Raw genomic sequence first — 20,386 nt, 5'->3', positions numbered from 1 at the left:
GGGCCTGCTTCTGGCCCTTTTAACCCCCGACTGGAGAGCGCACATGACGACCAACCTCACCACAAACTTCCCCATCGACCGCGTACTGGCCGCTTTTGAAAAAGGCGATGTCCCCACGCTGCTCGGTAGCGTTGCCGATGACCTGGATTTCCGCATCGACCACTACCGCGATGATGCAGACACCAGCTGGCAGGTCGCGCGCAACCAGGCCGATCTGCTGACGGTGCTGCAGCGTCTGGGCACGGAGATCTTTCCGCAAGGCACCCAAATCGTTCACACCCACAGCCAGCCGCTGGGCGACGACTGGGTGATGACCCAGTTAAGCCAACGCTTCTTTTATGGAGTACAACAGCGCGAAGTGGAGTCGCTGACCTGGATCCTGAGCCACTCGCAAAACGGCCAGCTCGACTACTTTCGCGAAACCGTCACCACGATCACCCCTACCTGACTGTGGCCCCGGCCCCTGAAACCCCATGCTGTTTGACCTGCGCGCCCTCGGCTACTTCGTCGCGGCCTACGAAGAACGCTCCGTGACCACGGCGGCGCGCCGCTGCTTTGTGGCGCAGCCGTCCATCAGCATGGCCATCAAGGGGCTGGAGGACGCGCTGGACACCATGCTGTTCGAGCGAAGCCGCCAGGGTCTGGCGCCCACCCCCGCCGCCCACCGTCTGTACCCGCGCGCCTGCAGCCTGCTGGCGCAGTCCAGCGCCATGGTGCGCGACTTTCGCGATGCGCCCCGCGAAACGCTGGGCGTGTTCCTGCAGGACGACCTGATGGTGGGCCCAGCCGCGCCGCTGTTTGCGCAGATTGCCGACCTCCTGCCCAACACGCTTGTCCGACTCACGGCCACGGCGCAGGAGGCCCGGCTGCGCCTGGTGGCGGAGCATTGCAAACCGCCCGGCGACACGTTTGTGTCGTTGTGGCGCGAGCCCTATGTGATGCTGTTGCCCGAGGAGCATCCCCTGCGCTTCAAGAAGAAATTCGGTCTGGCGGACCTGCAAGGGGTGCCGCTTCTTGAATGGCCCTACTGCCCGCTGCACCAGTCGTTCATCCGCCTGCTGGCCGAGCGCGGCATTGCCCTGGAGGTACAGGCCAGCGCCGCACGCGAAGAGTTGTTGCTGCACATGGTGGACAGCGGCCTGGGCGTGGCGGTGGTGCCACAGTCCCACGCGGCGCATGCTCGCCGCTCGGTCACGCGCCCCCTCGATGGCCCCCTGGCGTTCTCGCGCCACCTGGGTCTAGCCTGCGATGCCTCGGATGCACCCATGCTCGCACTGCTGGGCCGCCTGGCCGACAGTTTGAAGGCCTCTGTGATTCCCCAGAGCAGCGTTGCCTGAGTCTCCCGCCTCCCGGTGTGGGTGGGCGCAGAACAACAGGCTGCATACGGTACCCCGGCAGTCTTGCGGTAGAAACAGGCACTTCCCTAGCGCACAGCACGCCCCAGTCCACCATGGTTCTCGAAATCGCCCACCTCACCATCCGCCCCGGCCAGAACGCGGCCTTCGAGCACGCCTTTGCCCAGGCGCAACAGATCATTGCCTCGATGCCCGGTTACCTGTCACACGAACTGGGCCATTGTCTGGAGCGCCCGCAGGACTATGTGCTGCTGGTGCGCTGGGTCACCCTGGAAGACCATGAGATCGGCTTTCGCCAGTCGGCCCGGTACCAGGACTGGAAACAGCTCCTGCACCACTTCTACGACCCTTTCCCCACGGTATTGCACTTTGGGCCGGTGGCCCTGCCAGCCCCGGCTTGAGCCCGCAACCCGGCTCCAACGTGTGACAGCGCTGCCACGCAAGGATGCGGCAGTGCACTATTCGGGTATTGCCTGAACATTTAGCGCACTGCGCACCCCGTTCTGATCCTAGAATTTGTAAACGCGCGTATCTTCTTCTTTTCTGCGCGAAGGACCCATCATGAAAGCAGTGCAGCAGGATATCGACGAGCGGACCAACCTCACCAGCACCAACAAGTTCGAACTGCTGCTGTTTCGCCTGGGCACCGACAGTGCCCTGGGCAAGTCAGAGCTGTTTGGCATCAACGTGTTCAAGATCCGCGAGATCGTGGCCATGCCCAGCATCACGCCGATCGCGGGCACCACGGCCCATTCGCTGGGCGTGGTCAACCTGCGCGGGCAGGTGATTCCGGTGCTGGACCTGCCGTCCATTGTGGGCTGCAAGCCCCAGACGGGCCTGAACATCATGCTGGTGACCGAATACGCGCGCACCACGCAGGCGTTTGCCGTCGAGTCGGTGGAAGACATCGTGCGACTGGACTGGAAACAGGTGCTCTCGGCCGAAACCAGCGGCGCCGCTGGCAAGCTGGTCACCAGCATTGCCCGCCTGGACGGCAACACGGATGAATCCCGCCTGGCCCAGGTGCTGGACGTGGAGGCCATCCTTCAGATGATCTCGCCCTCGGACGGCCACGAGGTCACCGAAGAAAAGGTTGGGGCCAAGCTCAAGCTCAAGCCCGGCTGCATCATCCTGGCGGCCGACGACTCGTTCGTGGCCCGCTCGCTCATCGAGCAAGAGCTCAAAGTGCTCAACGCCCCGTATGAAATGGTGAAGTCCGGCAAGGAAGCCTGGGACCGTCTCAACGCCATCGCGAAAAGCGCCGAAGCCGAGGGAAAAACGGTCTTGGACCGCGTCGCCATGGTACTGACCGACCTGGAAATGCCGGAAATGGACGGGTTTACCCTGACACGCAACATCAAGCAGGACGCGCGGTTTCATGGGTTGCCCGTGGTCATTCACTCCTCGCTGTCGGGCTCGGCCAATGAAGACCACGTGCGCAGCGTCGGAGCCGATGGGTACGTCGCCAAGTTTGTGGCGGAAGACCTGGCCGAAACCATCCGCCGGGTGCTGCCCAAGCCTTAAAGGCAGGGCGGCCTGCCGCGGAGCAGGCGCCCCGCCCCCACGGTCAGATATTGGGTAAAAAATTGGCCGCTTCCGCTAATCGGGCAATGGTTTATAGCTATTGTTTTTGAAGTTTCTCCACGGCAGCGCCCGGTCCCGACGGATGGGACAATAGGCGCCGTCCTACCGCGCACATCGACAGGCAGGTCAACCAAAACGGGGGGCCACGCGCTACATTGAAAGCGGCTTCAACGCGCCAGCCTCCGAAATTTGTAACACTCCGCCGGGGTGCTTTTCGGGGGCTTTACGAGCAGGGTGGAACGGCCACTCCCTGCCAGGGTCTGACCACCATGACAAACACACTTGCCCGCCTTATTTCTGCCACGGTCCTGGGCGCCGCGGTGACCGGCTGCGCCACGGTGCAGGGTGACCCGTACTACGAACCCACTCCGTACCGTGTTTATGAGCAGCCGGGTTACATCTACAACAACGCCCCGCCGGTGTACCCCGCGTATTCGGCGCCCCCAGCCGTTATCTACTACGGCGGACGCGATCGGGACGATCGCTGGGAGCGAGACCGCAACCGTAACGACTGGCGAGAACGTGAACGCGAACGGGAACGTGCCGAGCGCGACCGGCAGGCCCGGGAACGCGAGCGTGATCGCCGCGAACAGCAGGCCCGCGAGCTCGACCGCCGCCAGCGCGACCGTGACCAGGCCCTGCGCGAGCAGGCTGAGCGCGACCGCCGCGCCGCAGACGATCGCCGCAACCGCCAACCCCCTCCAGGCCGTGTTGCGCCAGGCAGCTACTCGTTTGACCCCCACGATTGGCGCTCCCGCCAACAGTCCAACAGCCCCGACAAGCCCTGACAGGGGCTGACCAGGGCTCCCACCGCCACGCTTTTGCCCACCTTGGCCGCAGACCATGAGCCTCCGCAACCGCCATCTCGCCCTCTTCCTCTGTGTGTGCGCAGCCTGGCTGGGCACAGTGGCCCACGCACAAGTGGTGCGATGCACCGACACCCGCACCGGCAAGGTGACCTATACCGACGGGGCCTGTACGAGCGGAGCGGCGGCGCGCGAAGTGGAAGCGCGCAAAACGCCGGAAGAACTCCAACTGGAACGCGAACAGGCCGCTGAGGCGCTGGAGCGCAAGCAACAGCGGCTGCAGGCCGAGGCCACCGCCGCAGAGACCGAGGCCCGCCGCAACGCCGAGCGCGACCGGGCACGCGCTGCGCAGGCCGCTGCCGCAGCCCCACAACCGCAGGACTACGCCCGCTCCCCGGAATGTGCACGTTCGCGGCGCAATTTCGACATGGTGGCTGCAGGCCTGTCGCGCTCGACCTATGAGCAGGAACTTCGGCTCGAAGCGGCCCAGCGGCAGGTGGACCTGGACTGCCTGGGCCCCCAGGGCTATGCCGAGGTCGAAAAGGCCCGTGCCAACCAGCCGCGCGTGGTGGTGGTTCCGCCCTCCAGGCACCGCCCTCTCTACCCCGACCCGTTTCCCCAGGCAGGTACCCCACAACCCCCACCACGCCTCACCCAATGTGGCGACTTTCGCTGCACCGACAACCTGGGCAACACCTACCCCCGCACAGGTCCGGGGCGGTTTCCCGGGCCCGGTGGTGTCTGCCGCTCAAACGGCGGCCAGGCGCCCTGCTGATGCCACGGGCGCGCAGCAACAGGCCCTACCGCTGCGGCTGCCCGGTCAGCCCCTCGGCCACGCTGGGGTAGCGCAGCCGTAACCCCAGTTCCCGCACCATGCGCTGGTTGTCGAGCCGGCGTGACTCGCTCATGAAGCTCAGCAGCATCAGCGACAACTGCTCCTGCGCTGCAGTGCGGGGCACACGCGGGGGGCGCGGCAGGCCGTACAGGTCGGCGGCCAGGTCAAAGTAATCGCCCATCTTCAGGTGGGTGGCGTCGCTCACGTTGTAAGTGCGCTGCGGCCGCCCTTTCCACACCGCAGCCATGCAGGCGCGGGCCAGGTCATCGGCGTGGATGTGGTTGGTAAACACATCGTCTTCGGCCACCAGCACCGGCGTGCCTCTGCGCAGACGGGCCTCGGGCGTGCCGCCTTCACGGTCAGGTGCGTAGATACCCGGAATGCGCAGCACGCTGGCCCGCACACCGGCACGGCCCAGGTGGCGTACCGCAGTTTCTGCGTTCACGCGGCGCTGCGCCCGCGGGGTGCCGGGAGCCACGGCCCGCGTCTCAGGCACCAGGGCCCCCTGGCAATCGCCGTACACCCCACTCGTCGATGCATACACCAAGGACACCGGCAGGCTTCGCAGCCGCAGCGCGCGGGCCAAGGCCACGGTGCGGGGATCCAGCCACCAGGCATTTCCTCCGGCCCCTTCGCCCGGAGGGGGCGCCAGGTGCAACACCCGGGTGGCCAGCCCGGCAAGCCTGCGCAGCGAAGGCGCATCGTCCAAATTGCCCACGATGGGCCTGGCTCCCAGGGCGCGCAGCCCCGCGACCCGCGAGGGGCTGGACGTGAGCGCCATCACCCGCATGCGTGCGGCGCCGGGGCCTGATTGCAGATCGCGCAGGATGCGTTGACCTACATCACCGCAACCCACGATCAGGAGGCGTTCACGGCGAAAGCGCGCAGGGAGGGCGCCAAGGGGGCTTTGTATTGAAGGCAAAATTGGGTCCGTTTGCTTGGCTTTTGCTGGGCCGATAGTTTGATCGAAGACGATTCCAAGGATACCCACACATGACCAGCGCAGAGGCTGCAACCCCCGCAGCGTTCCAGATCACCGTGCAGCCCAGCGGCCGCGCTTTCAGTGCCAATGCGGGCGAGGCCATCCTGTCCGCCGCCATCCGCAGCGGCGTGGGCCTGCCCTACGGCTGCAAGGACGGCGCCTGTGGTTCGTGCAAGTGCAAGAAGATCAGCGGCGCCGTGCACCACGGCGAACACCAGTCCAAGGCACTCACGGCCGATGAAGAGGCTGCAGGCCTGGTGCTGACCTGCTGCGCGCAACCGCTGACCGACGTGGTGCTCGAATCACGCCAGGTCACTGACGAAAGCGCGTATCCGATCAAGAAGATGCCGGTGCGCGTATCTACCCTGGAAAAAAAATCCCACGACGTGATGCAGGTGCGCCTGCAGCTGCCCGCCGCCGATACCTTCCGCTACCACGCGGGCCAGTACATCGAATTCATCCTGCGGGATGGCGCCCGCCGGGCCTACTCGATGGCCAACGCGCCCCACACGCAGGCTGAAGCGCCGGGCGTGGAGCTGCACATCCGCCACATGCCGGGCGGCAAGTTCACCGACCATGTGTTCGGCGCGATGAAGGAAAAGGAAATCCTGCGGGTGGAAGGCCCGTTTGGCAGTTTTTTCCTGCGCGAGGACTCCGACAAGCCCATCGTGCTGCTGGCCTCGGGCACGGGGTTTGCGCCCATCAAGGCGCTGATCGAGCACATGCAGTTCAAGGGCATCACACGCCCGACCGCGCTGTATTGGGGCGGCCGCCGGCCGGGCGACCTGTACCTGCATGACTGGGTGCTGGCGCGTGCGGCCGAAATGCCCCACCTCACCTACGTACCCGTGGTGTCCGATGCCACGCCCGAAGACGCTTGGGCGGGCCGCACCGGCTTTGTGCACCAGGCGGTGATGGACGACTTTGCCGACCTCTCGGGCCACCAGGTGTATGCCTGCGGGGCGCCCATCGTGGTGGACTCGGCCCGCGATGCCTACAGTGCACAGCGCGGCCTGCCCGCAGAAGAGTTCTATGCAGACTCCTTCACCTCCGAGGCGGACAAGCACGGCGGCTGACCGGGGCGCACATGCCAACCACCCCGGCTGAGCCCGCTGCACCCCGTGCGCCGCTGGCGCTGCCGCCTCCCGGCACTGCGCTCCCACCAGGGCGGATTTCGCGATGGCGCGCCGCAGTGCGCGGCACGGGCCCCATGGCGGCCGTGGTGGGGCTGGCGGTGCTCCTGGTGCTGGGAGCGGGAGAATGGGCAACCCAGAGCGAACTCGACAACCAGTGGGACAACCTGCGCCGCTCGGGCGAGGTGCAGGCCCTGGCCCTGCGCGGCGTGGCCACCCGCTACAGCTACCTGCCATTCACCGCCGCGCAGCAGCCGCTGATTGCCCAGCTGCTGCGCAACCCCGGCGCACAACCGCTGCGCAGCGCTGCCAACGCCTACCTGCAGACCATCAATGCCAATGCGGGCTCGGACACGCTGTATGTGATGAACACCGACGGGCTCACGGTAGCCTCCAGCAACTGGGACACCCCCACCAGCTTCGTGAACCAGAACTACGGCAATCGCCCGTATTTCCGCGATGCACTGCAAGGGCAGCCGGGGCGGTTCTACGGCGTGGGCAAGACCACCGGCGAACCTGGGCTTTTTGCATCGGCACCCGTGGTGGAAAACGGCCGGGTGATCGGCGTCGTGGCCGTGAAGGTGTGGATGCAGCCCATCGTGGACACCTGGGCGCAACTGCGCGACCCGGTCTTCGTGACCGATGAGCGCGGCATTATCTTCCTCGGCTCTGTCCTCCCCTGGCTGTACCAGACCACGCGCCCACTGCCCGAACAGGACGTGCAGCAGGTGCAATTCGACGAGCAGTATGGCGCACGCTGGACACCCCAGCCCGTGCCCTGGAAAACGCTCCAGCGCGACGGCCAGCCAGGCACCGAGATCCTCGTGCCCGGCACCGGCAAGCGCTATCTGGCCCTTGAAGAGCGCCTGCCCGATCTGGGCTGGACGCTGACCCTCACGGCCGACAGCAAGGCCATCGCCCTGGCGCGCCAACAGGCCTGGGCACTGGCGAGCCTGGCGTCGGGCCTGCTGGTGCTCGGCGCCCTGTACTGGCAGCTGCGCGAACGGCGCCTGCAAGAGAACCGGCAGGCCCGCATCGAACTGGAGCAGCGCGTCCAGGAGCGCACCCATGCACTGCAGCAGGCGCAGGCATTTCGCCAGTCGATGGAAGACTCGCTGCTGGTGGGCATGCGCGCGCGCGACCTCGAAGGCCGCATCGTCTACGTGAACGCCGCCATGTGCGACATGGTGGGCTACAGCGCAGACGAGCTGATCGGCTGCCTGCCGCCCTACCCCTACTGGCACCCGGACGACCTGGACCGGCACTGGAACGACAGCGACACCGCCCTGGCCGGCAAAGCCGCGCCCCAAGGCAACGAAAACCGGCTGCGGCACCGCAATGGCTCCGACGTGTACACCATGTTCTACACCGCACGCCTCATCGACGGCAACGGCCAGCACATCGGCTGGATGAGTTCGGTGGTGGACATCACCGCCCAAAAACGCGCCGAAGAACAGCAGCAGCAGCGCGAGGCCCAGCTGCAGCGCGTGCAGCGTGTGATCACCGTGGGCGAGATGGCCTCCACGCTGGCGCACGAGCTGAACCAGCCACTGGCCGCCCTGGTCAACTACGCGGCCGCAGCGCGCTCACTGGCGGCGCAGGGCAAAACCGAGCTGCTGAACGACAGCCTCACCGCACTCTCCAGCCAGGCCCTGCGCGCCGCCGACATCGTCGGCCGCATCCGCCGCTGGGTGCGCCAACACCCCGAGGCCCGCGAGCCCTGCGACCTCAATGCCGCCGTGGACCAGTCCCTGGGCCTGCTCCTGCGCGCCGAGGCGCGGCGGCACGGGGTGGCGGTGCGGCTGGACCTGGCCCACGGCCCGCTGCGCGTGAATGCCGACCGCGTGCTGCTCGAACAGGTGGTGCTGAACCTGGGTCTCAACGCCTTGCAGGCCATGCAGGCGATGCGCGCAGATGCCACGCCGACCGAGGGGCAAGAACTATTGCTGCGCACCACGGCCGATACCCGGTTTGCCTGCCTCGAAGTGCTGGACCGGGGGCCTGGCCTGCCACCGGAGATCGCCGAACGCCTGTTCGAGCCCTTCTTCACCACCCGTTCCGACGGCCTGGGGCTGGGCCTGAACATCTGCCGCTCCATTGTCGAAAGCATGGGCGGCGAGCTGCTGGCGCGCAACCGCGACGGCGGCGGCGCCGTGTTTGAAATCCGGTTGCCCCGCATTTTCTTGCCCACACCATGACCGACAGCCATCCGACCACTCCCGTCACCGTCAACACCACAGTTCCCGCGAATGTCTACGTCGTGGACGACGACGAGGGTGTGCGCAACTCCCTGGCCGCCCTGCTGCTGGCCGGTGGCCATGCGCCCCGCACGTTTGCCAGCGGCCCTGAGTTCCTGGCCCGCGCCGACCTCGCCCACCCGGGCTGCGTGCTGCTGGACCTGCGCATGGACGGCATGAGCGGCCTGCAGGTGTTCGATGCCCTGCGCGAGCGCAATGCCGTGCTCAAGACCGTGTTCCTGTCCGCCCATGGCGAACTGGCCTCCGCCGTCACCGCCGTCAAGCAAGGGGCCGTGGACTGGCTCGAAAAACCCTGCGACGAGCAAACCCTGCTGGCCGCCGTGCTACGGGCCGCGAGCCTGTCGCTGGAAGACGCACAGCGCGCACAGCGGCGCAACACCTTGCGGGAGCGCTGGAACACGCTGAGCCCGCGCCAGCAAGAGGTGGCGCGCCTGCTGGCCACCGGCATCAGCAGCAAGGAGGTGGCCCGCGCGCTGGCCCAGCGCGACCCGGAGCGGCCTATCGACCCGCGCACGGTGGACACGCACCGCTCTGCCATCTTCCTGAAACTGGACATCCGCTCGTCGCACGAGCTGGGCATGCTGGTGGAAGATCTGGGGCTGGCAGAAAACACGTTGCGCACGCTGTGACAGCCCTCCACAGGCACCCTCCACAGCTGCCGTCCACCAGTTTTCGTAAGCAGTCTTATTATTTTTTGCACAATGGCACCATGAACCGCAGAAACCACCTCATCGCCAGTGCCGCTGTTGCAGCGGCTTTTTCATCCCCCTTCGCGGCCTCGGTCGCGCTTGCGCAGGACTCCGGCCAGCCCATCCGGCTGGTCGTGCCCTACGCACCCGGCGGGCCCATCGACGTGACGGCGCGTGCACTGGCCGAGCGCGTGCGCGACTCGCTGGGCACCGTGATCATTGAAAACAAGGGCGGTGCAGGCGGCAACATCGGTGCCGACGCCATTGCCAAGGCCGCACCCGATGGCCTGACCATCGGCATCGCCGCCACGGCCACGCACGCAGTGAACCCCTGGCTGTACGCCAAGATGCCCTACGACGCGGGCAAGGACTTCGCGGGCATCACGCAGATGGTGCGTATTCCCAACGTGCTGGTCATCAACGCCGCCAAAGCCGAGCAGCTCAAGATCAACACCCTGGCCGACCTGATCGCCTACGCCAAGGCCAACCCCGCCAAGCTCAACTACGGCAGCGGCGGCAATGGCAGCGCGGGCCACCTGGCGGGCGAGATGTTCAAGCAGCGCGCGGGCATCTTTGCGCTGCACATCCCCTACCGCGGCGCCAACCCCGCGCAGCTGGCGCTGCTGGCGGGCGAGGTGGACTTCAACATCGACAACCTGGCGGCCGCCGCGCCCAATATCCGTGCCGGCAAGCTCAAGGCCCTGGCCGTGACCTCGCTGGACGCCTCGCCCTCGCTGCCGGGCGTGCCACCCCTGTCTGCTACTTTCAAGGGCTTTTCCATCGACACCTGGTGGGGCCTGGTGGCACCCGCAGCCACGCCCAAGCCCATCATCGACAAGCTGAACAAGGCCTTTGTAGCCGCCCTCAATGCGCCAGAAACCAAGACCCGCTTTGGCGCCTTGCTGGCCGAACCCGTACCCACCACACCGCAGCAGTTCGACAGCTTCATGGCCAGCGAACGCGCGAAGTACCAGCAGGTGGTGAAGGCGTCCGGGGCAAGAGTCGATTGACCCCCTGAGACGCTGCGCGTCATCCCCCAAAGGGGACGCCACCGGTGGCCCGGCAGAGCCGGTTCCACGGTGGCACTGGCGTTGGGCTGCGCCAGTTTCATCCGGTGCGGGTCCATCCGTCGCGCAGGGTAATATTTTTAAGCTTTTTTAGCCTCTAGCGCTTATCTACAAAGCGCTAGCAGCTCCTGATTCAGGAGCAATTTATCCACCCACCACAGCGTCCGCCCAACCCGGGCCTTCCAGCCGGTGGATGTCCTGCGATGCCACGGCCTGCAATGCTGCGGCGTCCACGCGCTCGGGCGCAAGATCGGCCAGGGGGCGCAGCACAAACGCGCGCTCGGCCATCCGAGGGTGGGGCACGGTGAGCTCGGGGGTGTCGATGGCCTGGCCGCCAAACCACAGGATGTCCAGGTCCAGCGTGCGCGGGGCGTTGCGGTAGGGGCGCTGGCGGCCAGCGGCTTGTTCGATGGATTGCAGGGCCTGCAGCAGGGGCTGCGGGGCCAGGGCCGTGGTCAGCTCGGCCACGGCATTGAGGTAGTCGGGCCCACCGGCATCGACCGGCGCGCTGCCGTAGAGCGGCGACACGCGTGTGACCCGGGTGCCTGGCAACTGGTCGATTGCCGCCAAAGCATTGCGCAAGGCCGTCTCACGCTCGCCGAGATTGGCGCCCAGGCCCACGTAGACCAGGGCGGGCCGTTCGCGCTCGTCGCCGAGGTCCGGCAGATTCACTCGCCCGCCGCCGCAGGGGCTGCGCCTTCGCCGCCTCCCGCACCACCGGCCTTGCGACGGCGGCGGCGGCGCTTCTTGGGGGCACCACCTTCGGAGGGGAACTCAGCGTCGCTGTCGACCGGTCCGGCGTCTGACCCTTGGGGCAAGCCGCGCGGATCGGCGGCGGGTGCAGCGCGGGGCACGCGCTTGACCACGGGCTGCGCTTTCTGGCGGGCTTTCTGTTCTTCTTTTGCCTGGTCCATCAGGTCATCACGGCGCTCATCGTCGGCGGTCTGGAAGTCCTGCCACCACTCGGCCAGCGCTTCTTCCACCTCACCCACATCGGCGCGCAAGCGCATGAAGTCGAAACCGGCGCGAAAGCGCGGCTGCATCACCATGCCAAACGGTGTGTTGCCCACGCGCTTTTCAAAACGCGGTTGCATGACCCAGATCTCGCGCATGTCGGCGGCCAGTTTGCCCCGGCCGGACACATCACCAATGCGCTTGTCGAACACCTCGTCGATGGCCTCCTGCAGCGCGGGAAGCGGGTGCTGGCGCTGGTTCAGGCGCGCCTGCCAGCCATTGCGCACGTCTTCCCACAGCACGCAGGCCAGGAGGAAGCTCGGGGCGACGGGCTTGCCTTCGTTGACGCGGCGGTCGGTGTCCACCAGGGCGGCTTTGACAAACGGCGTATCGGCGCGCTCCACGGCCACGTCCAACAGCGGGTAGATGCCCTTGGCCATGCCCAGCTTGCGCAACTGTTCAATGGTGGCAATGGCGTGGCCGGTTTGCAGCAGCTTGAGCATTTCGTCGAACATGCGGCTCTGCGGCACCTCGGCCAGCAGCGCCTGCGACTGCACCAGCGGGGCTGCCGACTTGGCCTCGATGCTGAAACCCAGGCCGCTGAGCTTGGCTGCAAAGCGCACGGCACGGATGATGCGCACCGGGTCTTCGCGGTAGCGCGTGGCGGGGTCGCCAATCATGCGCAGTGTCTTCTTCTTGGCGTCCTGCAGGCCCTTGTGGTAGTCGACCACGATCTGGCTCACCGGGTCGTAGTACATGGCGTTCACGGTGAAGTCGCGGCGCGTGGCGTCTTCGTCCTGCGGGCCCCAGACGTTGTCGCGCAGCACGCGTCCGCTGGCATCCACAGCGTGCTGCATGCCCGACAGCTGGGCCTTGCTGGTCTTTTCGTTGCCTGCCACCTGGCCTGCAGCGGCGTTGTCCAGGTAAGCGCGGAAGGTGGAGACCTCGATCACTTCATGCTCACGCCCCCGGCCGTGCACCACGTGCACGATGCGAAAGCGCTTGCCGATGATGAAGGCGCGGCGGAACAGCCCCTTGACCTGCTCGGGCGTGGCGTTGGTGGCCACGTCGAAGTCCTTGGGGCGCAGGCCCAGCAGCAGGTCGCGCACGGCGCCGCCGACGATGTAGGCCTCAAAACCTGCTTGCTTGAGCGTGGCAACCACCTCGGCAGCACGGCGGTCCACCAATTCGGGGTTGATGCCGTGCACCGAGGCGGGCACCTCCTCGCGCTTGCCGAAGTGGGGCTTGCCGCCCGAGGTGCCGGGCGTCGATTTGCCCATCAGTTTGTCTAGGAACTTCTTGATCATGGAGTGAAAGGTTTCAGGGGGTCGGGCACGAAACGGCGGCTGGTTGGGGCTGCAAGGCGCTCATCATTCAGCTGGTGGTGCAGGCGTTTCGGCATCGGCCGCAAACAGGTCCAGTATGCGCCAGCCGCGCTCCTGGGCCAGGGTGCGCAGGCGCGGGTCGGGGTTGGTGGCCACCGGGTGGTTCACCTTCTCCAGCAGGGGCACGTCGTTCATCGAGTCGCTGTAGAACGTGCTTTCGACATCTCCCCAGGCCAGTTGCCGCTCGGCCAGCCATTGTTCCATGCGGCGCACCTTGCCTTCGCGCATGGTGGGAATGCCGTCGATCTCGCCGGTGTACCAGCCGCTGGCGTCGCGCACCAGTTGCACGGCCAGCAGTTGCGACACGCCCAGCGCCTGCGCGATGGGCGTGGTCACAAATTCGTTCGTGGCAGTGACGATCAGCACCTCGTCGCCTGCAGCCTGGTGCTGGCGGATGAGGTGGAGCGCCCGGGGTTTGATGGCCGGGGTGATGACCTCGCGCATGAACTGCTGGTGCGCGGCCGCCGCCGCCTCGGGCCCGCGCAGGCGCACGGCCTCGGTCGCAAAACGCACGTAGTCGTGCACATCGAGCGTGCCAGCCTGGTAGTGGGCGTAGAACTCGTCGTTGCGGCGCGCGAACTCCACGGGGTCGTTCCAGCCGATGCGGATGGTGAATTCGCCCCACTCGTAGTCGGAGTCGAGCGGCAGCAGCGTGTGGTCCAGGTCAAACAGCGCAAGCCGCAGGCGGCGGGGTTCAGAAGTCATTCAGGTTCACACGTAAAAAAAGACGTGGGGGCACGGCGTTATTCCGATTCCAACATTGTCTTGAGCAAAGGAATCGTGATGGCGCGCTGGGTGCGCAAGGCAAAGGCATCCAGCTGGTCCAAGAGCTGCATGAGGCTGCCCAGGTCGCGCGAGAAGCGGTTGAGCATGTAGTCCATGACTTCATCGCCCAGGAACACGCCGCGTGCGTCGGCCTCCTGGCGCAGCACGGCGCGGCGCTCGGCCTCGCCCAGCAGCTGCAGCTGGAACACATGGCCCCAGCCCAGGCGGCTGCGCAGGTCGTCGCGCAAGGGCAGGTCTGCCGGGGGCAGGTTGCCAGCAGCCAGCACCCAGCGCTGGCTGCCGCTGGCGGGGCTGATGGCGTTGACGAACCAATTGAACGCGGTGGCCTGCTGGGCAGTGCTGTACAGGTGCACGTCGTCCATGAGCACGGCTGCCCAGTTTTCGTCGAAATCAGGGGGTTCGGCGACGGCCGGGTCGAGCCAGCCTACGCTGGAGCCCTGCTCGCGCAGGGCCTGGCGCACGGCCTGGAGCAAATGGGTCTTGCCACTGCCGGGCTCGCCCCACAGGTAGGTGGGCACGGGGGAGCGGGTGGCCTCGCTGCTGCCCTCGCCGGCGGCCAGGCGCAGATGTTGCAGGGCGGCTTCATTGGGGCCTGCATAAAACCGGGCCAGCGTGGGCCCTGTGGCCAGGCCGATGTCCAGTGCCAGTTGCTTCATCATGGCTGCCGCCCACAGGCACGCAGGCAGAGGGTTGGGGCATGAAACAGCATGGGCTTGAAGGACAAAACAGGGCGGTGTGAAGGGGTGAGCGGGTGGCACTGGGTGCGCAACCCGTAAAATCTGGGCAAATTTTAGTCTGCTGCGCACGCTGTTCCGTGCCGTCCCTGCCTTGAGCACCCCTATGAGCACCTCTGCCACCTCCCACACCCCCCTGTCCTACAAAGACGCTGGCGTTGACATCGACGCGGGCGATGCCCTGGTCGAACGCATCAAACCCCTGGCCAAGAAGACCATGCGCGAAGGTGTGCTGGCGGGTATTGGCGGCTTTGGCGCGCTGTTCGAAGTGCCCAAGCGCTACAAGGAGCCGGTGCTGGTCTCCGGCACCGACGGCGTGGGCACCAAGCTCAAACTGGCGTTTGAATGGAACATGCACGACACCGTGGGCATCGACCTGGTGGCCATGAGCGTGAACGACGTGCTGGTGCAAGGCGCCGAGCCCCTGTTCTTCCTGGACTACTTCGCCTGCGGCAAGCTCGATGTGGACACGGCTGCGGCCGTGGTGGGCGGCATCGCCAAGGGTTGCGAACTGAGCGGCTGCGCGCTGATCGGCGGCGAAACGGCCGAAATGCCCGGCATGTACCCTGCCGGTGAATACGATCTGGCCGGCTTTGCCGTGGGCGCGGTCGAAAAGTCCAAGATCCTGACCGGCAAGGACGTCAAGCCCGGCGACGTGGTGCTGGGTCTGGCCAGCCATGGTGTGCATTCCAACGGTTTCAGCCTGGTGCGCAAGTGCATCGACCGCGCCGAAGCCGCTGGCACCCTGCCCGCCACGCTGGACGGCAAGCCCTTCAAGCAGGCCATCATGGAACCCACCCGCCTGTACGTGAAGAACGTGCTGGCTGCGCTGGCGGTCCATCCGATCAAGGCCCTGGCCCACATCACCGGTGGCGGCCTGCTGGAGAACATCCCCCGCGTGCTGCCCGAAGGCACGGCCGCCCATCTGACCAAGGGCAGCTGGCCCCAGACCGAGCTGTTTGCCTGGCTGCAAAAGACCGCCGGCATCGACGACATCGAGATGAACCGCACCTTCAACAACGGCATTGGCATGGTGGTGGTGGTGGATGCCGCCAACGCTGAGGCCACAGCCGCCACACTGCGTGCTGCGGGCGAGCAGGTGTACACGATTGGCACGATCGCTGCGCGCGCCGAAGGCGCCGCCGTGGTGGTGGCCTGATCGCCCCCGCCCGCGTTCATTCAACCCCACCGCACACGACCAGTTTCAGCGCATGGCGCAGCGCCCCCCTTCTGCCCCCGTCGCCCCCGCACCGCCCGAGCCCACCACGCTGCCACCGCGCGCCCTGACCCGGGGCGTTGTGGTGGCCAGCTACCTGTTGGTGGCGGCCGTGCTGCTGCTGGTGATGTGGCGCGGCCTGCTGCCGGGCCTGTTGTGCGTGTGCCTGGGCTTTCTGCTCACGCGAGCCCTCACGCGCTGGTTTGCCCAGGGCCTGGGACGGGTGCAGCGCCAGTCCACACCTTCCGCCCGCAGCCTGCGGGTGGCGCAGGTGGTGGCGGCAGGTCTGGTCATGCTGCTGCCGCTGGCGCTGCTGGCCGCCGGACTGACGCACTCGCGGGGTTATCTGGTCGATGCCCCGCAGCAATACCGTGAGCTGCTCAACTACATGGCGCGCACGGTGCTGGAGCTGCGCCTGAAGCTGCCTGCCGACATGGCGGCCCACCTGCCCGAGGGCGCGGCTGAAATCCAGCGCATCATCGCCAACTACCTGGGCGCCAAGGCCGGCGCGCTGGCCATGGCCGGACGCGCCTGGCTGGCTGGGCTGCTGTTTGCCTACGTGGGCCTGCTCATCGGTGCGCTGGCGGCCGTGCGCCCACCAGCCCTCGCGCGCGGCCCGCTGGCCCAGCAGCTCAAGCTGCGCATCACGCTGTTTGGCGAGGCGTTCCGGCAGATCGTGGCCGCACAGTTCTGGATTGCGGCGTTCAACACCCTGCTCACCGCGCTGTTCCTGCTGTTTGTGCTGCCGCTGTGGAATCTGGAGCTGCCCTACACGCCAGTGCTGATCACGTTCACGTTCATTGCCGGGCTGGTGCCCATCGTGGGCAACCTGGTGTGCAACGTGGTCATCACCATCGTGGGGCTGTCGGTGTCGCCGCTGGCGGCGGCCGCCTGCCTGGGCTTTCTGATCCTGATCCACAAGGCCGAATACGTGATCAACGCCAAGGTGGTGGGCCGCCGCACGCAGATGGGCGTGTGGGAGCTGCTGAGCGTGATGTTCGTGGCCGAGGCCGTGTTTGGCCCCGCCGGGCTGGTGGCGGCCCCGCTGTTTTATGCCTACCTCAAGAAGGAACTGGTGGCAGCGCGGCTGGTGTAGCAGGCCATGGATGCTGCCACCGGCAGCATCAACACCACATTCACTACAAATTTAATAGCTTCTCACGCTTGACAGATAAGCGCTAGAGCTTATTTTTATTCATTTTTTGCAAACTGCCGCGCCACAAAGGCCCACACCAGGGCCGAGGCATCCGGCCCGGCCGGGTCGCTGAACGGCAATTGCGCCACGCCGCCGCTCCAGGCGTGGGCCAGCCCCGCCACTTCGCGCAGCGCCACCACGGTGCGGCCCCGGGTCTTGAATTCGGTCACCCGCATGGCATGGCGCTGGCCACGCTGCAGGGTGCGCAAGGCTCCGGCCCGCGCGCCCAGCGCGTCCGCCCACAGCAGGGCCGTGGCCGCCGCGTTACGCACCGAGACCACACCATCGGCATCGCCATGCAGCACCAGCAGGGGCGGCAGCGGCAGCGCGGAAGGGGTTGCGCCCTGGTTGAGGGAGACACCCAGGGGCTCTGGCAGGTGCGCAGCGCGCCGCCCGTGCATGGCAGCCAGCGCCGTGGCGGCCGATTCAGCCGTGCCAGGTGCCACCCCGGAATGCATGGCCACGGCACAGAACCGCTGGGGATAGAGCGCGGCCATCAGCACGGCCATGCTGGCACCGGCCGACAAGCCCGCCACGGCCACACGGGCCAGGTCCACCGGGTAGCGGCGCGCCACCTTGTCCACCGCAGCCAGCAGTGTGGCTGCCTCGGCCTGGGCCTTGCCGTTGCGGCGCTCAAACCAGTTCCAGCAACCATGGGCGTTGGCCATGCGCTCCTGCTCGGGGTACAGCACCAGAAAACGCTCGCGCGCGGCCAGCCGGTTCATGCGCGTGGCGGCAGCCAGATCGCCCCCCGTCTGGCCGCAGCCATGCAGCATGACCAGCAAGGGCAGTTTCTCGTCTGCTTTCAGCGCCAGCCCTGGCGGGATGTAGAGGTGGTAGCGCCGCGCGCCCGCAGGCCCGGGTGCAACGCCACCGACCCACTCTCCGCGAGCGGGCACGGGCTTGCTGGCCGCGCGCCGGGCTGGCACCGCTGGCGCAGGCACCACCCGGCGCGGCGCAGCCGGGGCCTTGGCGCGCACAGGGCGCGCCGCCCGGGCAAAGGCCTTCAGGTTGCGCTGGTAGGCCCGCGTCAGCGCTGACAGGGAAAACAAGCGGGAGCGTCTGGCCATGGCAAGGAGTTGTGTAGTGGGTGGGCTGTAGAGGTCAAAAATTTAGGGAAAACCCTAATCACCATAACAGCTTATGCGGCTCACCGCGCAAAACTATCAATTTGATAGCTAAAAAACATTACCCATACAGCGTTAATCGCCTTTTTCCAGACAACCCCATGGCCCGCTTGCCCACCATTCCCGATGAAACCTCGCCAAGACCTCCACCGATGGCGTAAATTGATCGAAACCTGTCCCGTCTGGCGCGGACTCCACGCCTTAGCTTAATAAAAATAGAGGCTTCAAACCATCCATCGAAAGAAGCACACCATGAAAACATGTCTGATTGTGATTGACGTCCAGGAGTCCTTTCGCCACCGCCCTTACTTCACCACGCACGACCTGCCCGCCTATCTGCAGGCCCAGAACGCCCTGATCGAAGGCTGCGTGGCGCGCGGCGTGCCGGTGGTGCGGGTGTTCCACAGCGAAGGCCCGGAAGTGCCAGAGAATGCGTTTTCGCAGGTGTCAGGCCAGGTGCGCGCACTCGATGGCCTGGCGCCCTTCGAGGCGGCCGCCACCTTCACCAAGTCGCGCCACAGCGCGCTGGTGGGCACGGGACTGGACGTGTGGCTGACGAGCCATGGCATCCAGCGCCTCATCATCAGCGGCATCCGCACCGAACAATGCTGCGAAACCACCACGCGCCACGCCTCCGACCTGGGCTGGGAGGTGGACTATGTGACCGACGCCACCTTGACCTGGGACATGGTGCAGCCAGACGGCCAGACGCTGGCAGCCGCCGACATCAAGACCCGCACCGCCACCGTGCTGCAGGGCCGCTTTGCCACGCTGCGCACCGTGCGGGAAGCCCTGGACGCCCTGGAAGCGGCCGCAGCCTGACCGCCGGAGAACACCATGCGCGCCACTGTCTGCGAATTGCCCTATCAACCAGACCAGCTCGAAGCCGCCTGGGCCGCGCTGTGCGCCCACACCCACAGCGCGCAATCCGAGCTGGTGCTGCTGCCCGAGTTCGCCTTTGTCGAGCCGGTGTGGGAATCGCTCCCCGCCGATCCTGCACGCTGGGGCGCAGCCGTCGCACTCAGCGACACCTGGGCGACCCGCCTGCCCGAGCTGGGCGCCGACTGGGTGGTGGGCGCGCGCCCGGTCACTGCGGGCGGGCAGCGCCTGAACGAGGGCTTTCTCTGGTCCGCGCAGACCGGCTACGCGCCCCTGCGGCGCAAGTTCCACCTGCCCGATGAACCGGGTGGCTGGGAAGCCCAGTGGTTTGAGCGCGGTGATGCAGCATTTCCCCGTTTCAACGCCGGGCCGCTGGCCTTCGGCCTGAATATTTGCACCGAACTCTGGGCGCTGGACACCTATGCCCACTATGCGGCGCTGGGCGGGCTGCAGGCCATCCTGTCGCCGCGCGCCACAGCGGCCGCCACCACGGACAAATGGCTGGCCGTGGGCACCGTGGCCGCCGTGCGCACTGGCGCCTACAGCCTGTCGTCCAACCGCGCGGACCACGCCGCAGGCACCTATGGCGGCGCGGGCTGGGTCATCAGCCCCGATGGTGCCCTGCTCGCCCGCACCACGGCAGAACAACCCTTTTGCACCGTCGATATCGACCTGAACGCCACAACGACTGCGCACGGCACCTACCCGCGTTATGTGTTTGCCCACCACCCTCCCCGCACCACACCATGACCACACCATCTGCCACCAAACCCCCAAAGCCCCTGCAAGTCGCCATCCTCGTTTTTGACGAGGTGGAAGCCCTGGACCTGGGCGGCCCCTACGAAGTGTTCACCACCGCCGTGCGCATGGCGCAGCGCCTGCAGCCTGGCGCACCCGCGCCATTTGCCGTGCAGTGCGTGGCCCGCAGCCTGGCCCCCGTGCGGGCCCGCGCTGGTCTGCGCGTGCTGCCGGACGCGGACTTCACCAGCGCCACCGCGCCCGATGTGCTCATCGTGCCCGGCGGCGTGGTGGACGCCGCCGCGGCCTGCGCAGACACCCGCGCCTGGGTGGCCCAGGCGGCGCGTGGTGCGCAGATCACCGCCTCGGTGTGCACAGGAGCATTCATCCTGGCAGCCGCAGGCGTGCTGACCGAAGGCCCTGCCACCACCCACTGGGAGGACATTGCTGACCTGCGGGCGCAGTTTCCCACCCTGGATGTGCGGGAAAATGTGCGCTGGGTAGACCGGGGGGCGCTGGTCACGTCGGCCGGCATCAGCGCCGGCATTGACATGAGCCTGCACCTGGTCACCCGGCTGGCGAGCGCAGCACTTGCGGAGCGCACCGCCCGCCAGATGGACACCCCGTGGAACAGGGAGCCATAAACCCCCTTGGGAGCGGCGC

21 protein-coding genes are annotated in these 20,386 nt (G+C 66.8%); 15 read left to right on the top strand and 6 right to left on the bottom strand.

Annotation, left to right across the window (positions count from 1 at the left end; genetic code table 11):
* Window positions 1-43: 43 nt before the first annotated feature.
* The 6 genes from LPA35_RS24865 (at window position 44) to LPA35_RS24840 (ending at window position 4,520) form a co-directional block, all read left to right on the top strand.
* Window positions 44-448 carry a hypothetical protein gene (locus LPA35_RS24865; RefSeq protein WP_055395103.1) on the top strand — a complete coding sequence of 135 codons (405 nt, stop codon included), beginning with the start codon at window positions 44-46 and terminating at the stop codon, window positions 446-448.
* Window positions 449-473: 25 nt separating this feature from the next.
* Window positions 474-1,337: a LysR family transcriptional regulator gene (locus tag LPA35_RS24860; RefSeq protein ID WP_228899878.1), complete on the top strand. Its 864-nt coding sequence runs from the start codon at window positions 474-476 to the stop codon at window positions 1,335-1,337.
* A gap of 113 nt (window positions 1,338-1,450) precedes the next feature.
* Window positions 1,451-1,756, top strand: a complete 306-nt coding sequence (locus LPA35_RS24855) for an antibiotic biosynthesis monooxygenase (RefSeq protein ID WP_055395100.1) — start codon at window positions 1,451-1,453, stop codon at window positions 1,754-1,756.
* 160 nt (window positions 1,757-1,916) lie between these two features.
* Window positions 1,917-2,879, top strand: coding sequence for a chemotaxis protein (locus LPA35_RS24850; protein ID WP_121419286.1), 963 nt, complete (start codon window positions 1,917-1,919; stop codon window positions 2,877-2,879).
* Window positions 2,880-3,208: 329 nt separating this feature from the next.
* Window positions 3,209-3,727, top strand: a complete 519-nt coding sequence (locus LPA35_RS24845) for a hypothetical protein (protein ID WP_228899876.1) — start codon at window positions 3,209-3,211, stop codon at window positions 3,725-3,727.
* 55 nt (window positions 3,728-3,782) lie between these two features.
* On the top strand, window positions 3,783-4,520 hold the full coding sequence (locus LPA35_RS24840) for a DUF4124 domain-containing protein (protein WP_228899873.1): 738 nt from the start codon (window positions 3,783-3,785) through the stop codon (window positions 4,518-4,520).
* A gap of 25 nt (window positions 4,521-4,545) precedes the next feature.
* On the opposite strand, the gene LPA35_RS24835 is transcribed toward LPA35_RS24840, so the two are convergent.
* Window positions 4,546-5,502, bottom strand: a complete 957-nt coding sequence (locus LPA35_RS24835; protein ID WP_228899871.1) for an NAD-dependent epimerase/dehydratase family protein — start codon at window positions 5,500-5,502, stop codon at window positions 4,546-4,548.
* Window positions 5,503-5,573: 71 nt separating this feature from the next.
* Between LPA35_RS24835 and LPA35_RS24830 the strand changes: the two genes are divergently transcribed.
* From LPA35_RS24830 to LPA35_RS24815, 4 genes are all read left to right on the top strand, one after another.
* On the top strand, window positions 5,574-6,638 hold the full coding sequence (locus LPA35_RS24830; protein WP_121507220.1) for a CDP-6-deoxy-delta-3,4-glucoseen reductase: 1,065 nt from the start codon (window positions 5,574-5,576) through the stop codon (window positions 6,636-6,638).
* 11 nt (window positions 6,639-6,649) lie between these two features.
* Window positions 6,650-8,893 carry a PAS domain S-box protein gene (locus LPA35_RS24825; protein ID WP_228899867.1) on the top strand — a complete coding sequence of 748 codons (2,244 nt, stop codon included), beginning with the start codon at window positions 6,650-6,652 and terminating at the stop codon, window positions 8,891-8,893.
* The gene (locus LPA35_RS24820; protein WP_228899864.1) at window positions 8,890-9,582 is read left to right on the top strand and encodes a response regulator transcription factor; all 693 of its coding nucleotides are present in this window, start codon (window positions 8,890-8,892) and stop codon (window positions 9,580-9,582) included. Before LPA35_RS24825 ends, LPA35_RS24820 begins: the two co-directional genes overlap by 4 nt.
* An 80-nt stretch (window positions 9,583-9,662) precedes the next feature.
* A complete protein-coding gene (locus tag LPA35_RS24815; RefSeq protein WP_228899861.1) occupies window positions 9,663-10,652 on the top strand; it encodes a tripartite tricarboxylate transporter substrate binding protein in 990 nt (329 codons plus the stop codon).
* Between the two features lie 201 nt (window positions 10,653-10,853).
* Here LPA35_RS24815 and folK read toward each other — a convergent pair whose 3' ends face one another.
* The 4 genes from folK to hda all read right to left on the bottom strand — a co-directional run bounded on the left by folK (window position 10,854) and on the right by hda (window position 14,490).
* Window positions 10,854-11,381, bottom strand: a complete 528-nt coding sequence (gene folK / locus LPA35_RS24810) for a 2-amino-4-hydroxy-6-hydroxymethyldihydropteridine diphosphokinase (protein ID WP_228899858.1) — start codon at window positions 11,379-11,381, stop codon at window positions 10,854-10,856.
* Window positions 11,378-12,970: a polynucleotide adenylyltransferase PcnB gene (pcnB, locus tag LPA35_RS24805; RefSeq protein WP_228899855.1), complete on the bottom strand. Its 1,593-nt coding sequence runs from the start codon at window positions 12,968-12,970 to the stop codon at window positions 11,378-11,380. The genes folK and pcnB overlap by 4 nt, the downstream gene beginning before the upstream one ends.
* A gap of 63 nt (window positions 12,971-13,033) precedes the next feature.
* Window positions 13,034-13,753, bottom strand: a complete 720-nt coding sequence (locus LPA35_RS24800) for an HAD family phosphatase (protein ID WP_228899846.1) — start codon at window positions 13,751-13,753, stop codon at window positions 13,034-13,036.
* Between the two features lie 38 nt (window positions 13,754-13,791).
* Entirely contained in the window at window positions 13,792-14,490 is a 699-nt protein-coding gene (hda, locus tag LPA35_RS24795; RefSeq protein WP_055395116.1) for a DnaA regulatory inactivator Hda, read from the bottom strand.
* A gap of 184 nt (window positions 14,491-14,674) precedes the next feature.
* Between hda and purM the strand changes: the two genes are divergently transcribed.
* Both purM and LPA35_RS24785 read left to right on the top strand, forming a co-directional pair.
* Window positions 14,675-15,727, top strand: coding sequence for a phosphoribosylformylglycinamidine cyclo-ligase (gene purM / locus LPA35_RS24790; RefSeq protein ID WP_228899845.1), 1,053 nt, complete (start codon window positions 14,675-14,677; stop codon window positions 15,725-15,727).
* A gap of 52 nt (window positions 15,728-15,779) precedes the next feature.
* A complete protein-coding gene (locus LPA35_RS24785) occupies window positions 15,780-16,880 on the top strand; it encodes an AI-2E family transporter (RefSeq protein ID WP_121419276.1) in 1,101 nt (366 codons plus the stop codon).
* A gap of 95 nt (window positions 16,881-16,975) precedes the next feature.
* Here the strand turns inward: LPA35_RS24785 and LPA35_RS24780 are convergent, their stop codons facing one another.
* Complete coding sequence (locus LPA35_RS24780; protein WP_228899844.1) at window positions 16,976-18,049, bottom strand: PHB depolymerase family esterase; 1,074 nt, start codon at window positions 18,047-18,049, stop codon at window positions 16,976-16,978.
* Window positions 18,050-18,358: 309 nt separating this feature from the next.
* Between LPA35_RS24780 and LPA35_RS24775 the strand changes: the two genes are divergently transcribed.
* Genes LPA35_RS24775 through LPA35_RS24765 form a run of 3 tightly spaced genes read left to right on the top strand, consistent with a single transcriptional unit; the run spans window position 18,359 to window position 20,367 of the window.
* Window positions 18,359-18,928 (top strand): cysteine hydrolase family protein, encoded by a 570-nt coding sequence (locus tag LPA35_RS24775; RefSeq protein WP_228899842.1) that lies wholly within the window; start codon window positions 18,359-18,361, stop codon window positions 18,926-18,928.
* A 15-nt stretch (window positions 18,929-18,943) separates the two neighbouring features.
* Window positions 18,944-19,735: a carbon-nitrogen hydrolase family protein gene (locus LPA35_RS24770; protein WP_228899840.1), complete on the top strand. Its 792-nt coding sequence runs from the start codon at window positions 18,944-18,946 to the stop codon at window positions 19,733-19,735.
* Window positions 19,732-20,367 carry a DJ-1/PfpI family protein gene (locus tag LPA35_RS24765; protein WP_228899824.1) on the top strand — a complete coding sequence of 212 codons (636 nt, stop codon included), beginning with the start codon at window positions 19,732-19,734 and terminating at the stop codon, window positions 20,365-20,367. The genes LPA35_RS24770 and LPA35_RS24765 overlap by 4 nt, the downstream gene beginning before the upstream one ends.
* The last annotated feature ends 19 nt before the right edge of the window (window positions 20,368-20,386 follow it).

It is taken from the genome of Acidovorax sp. Leaf73 (genome assembly GCF_916855635.1).
Taxonomy (GTDB): Bacteria; Pseudomonadota; Gammaproteobacteria; order Burkholderiales; family Burkholderiaceae_C; genus Acidovorax; species Acidovorax facilis.
Note: the sequence above shows the minus strand (reverse complement) of the source record. Positions and strands in the feature narration are given on the sequence as shown.

Coding starts and splice junctions, on each gene's coding strand:
- LPA35_RS24865 (WP_055395103.1), top strand. CDS start 44: ATGACGACCAACCTCACCACAAACTTCCCCATCGACCGCGTACTGGCC.
- LPA35_RS24860 (WP_228899878.1), top strand. CDS start 474: ATGCTGTTTGACCTGCGCGCCCTCGGCTACTTCGTCGCGGCCTACGAA.
- LPA35_RS24855 (WP_055395100.1), top strand. CDS start 1,451: ATGGTTCTCGAAATCGCCCACCTCACCATCCGCCCCGGCCAGAACGCG.
- LPA35_RS24850 (WP_121419286.1), top strand. CDS start 1,917: ATGAAAGCAGTGCAGCAGGATATCGACGAGCGGACCAACCTCACCAGC.
- LPA35_RS24845 (WP_228899876.1), top strand. CDS start 3,209: ATGACAAACACACTTGCCCGCCTTATTTCTGCCACGGTCCTGGGCGCC.
- LPA35_RS24840 (WP_228899873.1), top strand. CDS start 3,783: ATGAGCCTCCGCAACCGCCATCTCGCCCTCTTCCTCTGTGTGTGCGCA.
- LPA35_RS24830 (WP_121507220.1), top strand. CDS start 5,574: ATGACCAGCGCAGAGGCTGCAACCCCCGCAGCGTTCCAGATCACCGTG.
- LPA35_RS24825 (WP_228899867.1), top strand. CDS start 6,650: ATGCCAACCACCCCGGCTGAGCCCGCTGCACCCCGTGCGCCGCTGGCG.
- LPA35_RS24820 (WP_228899864.1), top strand. CDS start 8,890: ATGACCGACAGCCATCCGACCACTCCCGTCACCGTCAACACCACAGTT.
- LPA35_RS24815 (WP_228899861.1), top strand. CDS start 9,663: ATGAACCGCAGAAACCACCTCATCGCCAGTGCCGCTGTTGCAGCGGCT.
- pcnB (WP_228899855.1), bottom strand. CDS start 12,970: ATGATCAAGAAGTTCCTAGACAAACTGATGGGCAAATCGACGCCCGGC.
- LPA35_RS24800 (WP_228899846.1), bottom strand. CDS start 13,753: ATGACTTCTGAACCCCGCCGCCTGCGGCTTGCGCTGTTTGACCTGGAC.
- hda (WP_055395116.1), bottom strand. CDS start 14,490: ATGAAGCAACTGGCACTGGACATCGGCCTGGCCACAGGGCCCACGCTG.
- purM (WP_228899845.1), top strand. CDS start 14,675: ATGAGCACCTCTGCCACCTCCCACACCCCCCTGTCCTACAAAGACGCT.
- LPA35_RS24785 (WP_121419276.1), top strand. CDS start 15,780: ATGGCGCAGCGCCCCCCTTCTGCCCCCGTCGCCCCCGCACCGCCCGAG.
- LPA35_RS24780 (WP_228899844.1), bottom strand. CDS start 18,049: ATGGCCAGACGCTCCCGCTTGTTTTCCCTGTCAGCGCTGACGCGGGCC.
- LPA35_RS24775 (WP_228899842.1), top strand. CDS start 18,359: ATGAAAACATGTCTGATTGTGATTGACGTCCAGGAGTCCTTTCGCCAC.
- LPA35_RS24770 (WP_228899840.1), top strand. CDS start 18,944: ATGCGCGCCACTGTCTGCGAATTGCCCTATCAACCAGACCAGCTCGAA.
- LPA35_RS24765 (WP_228899824.1), top strand. CDS start 19,732: ATGACCACACCATCTGCCACCAAACCCCCAAAGCCCCTGCAAGTCGCC.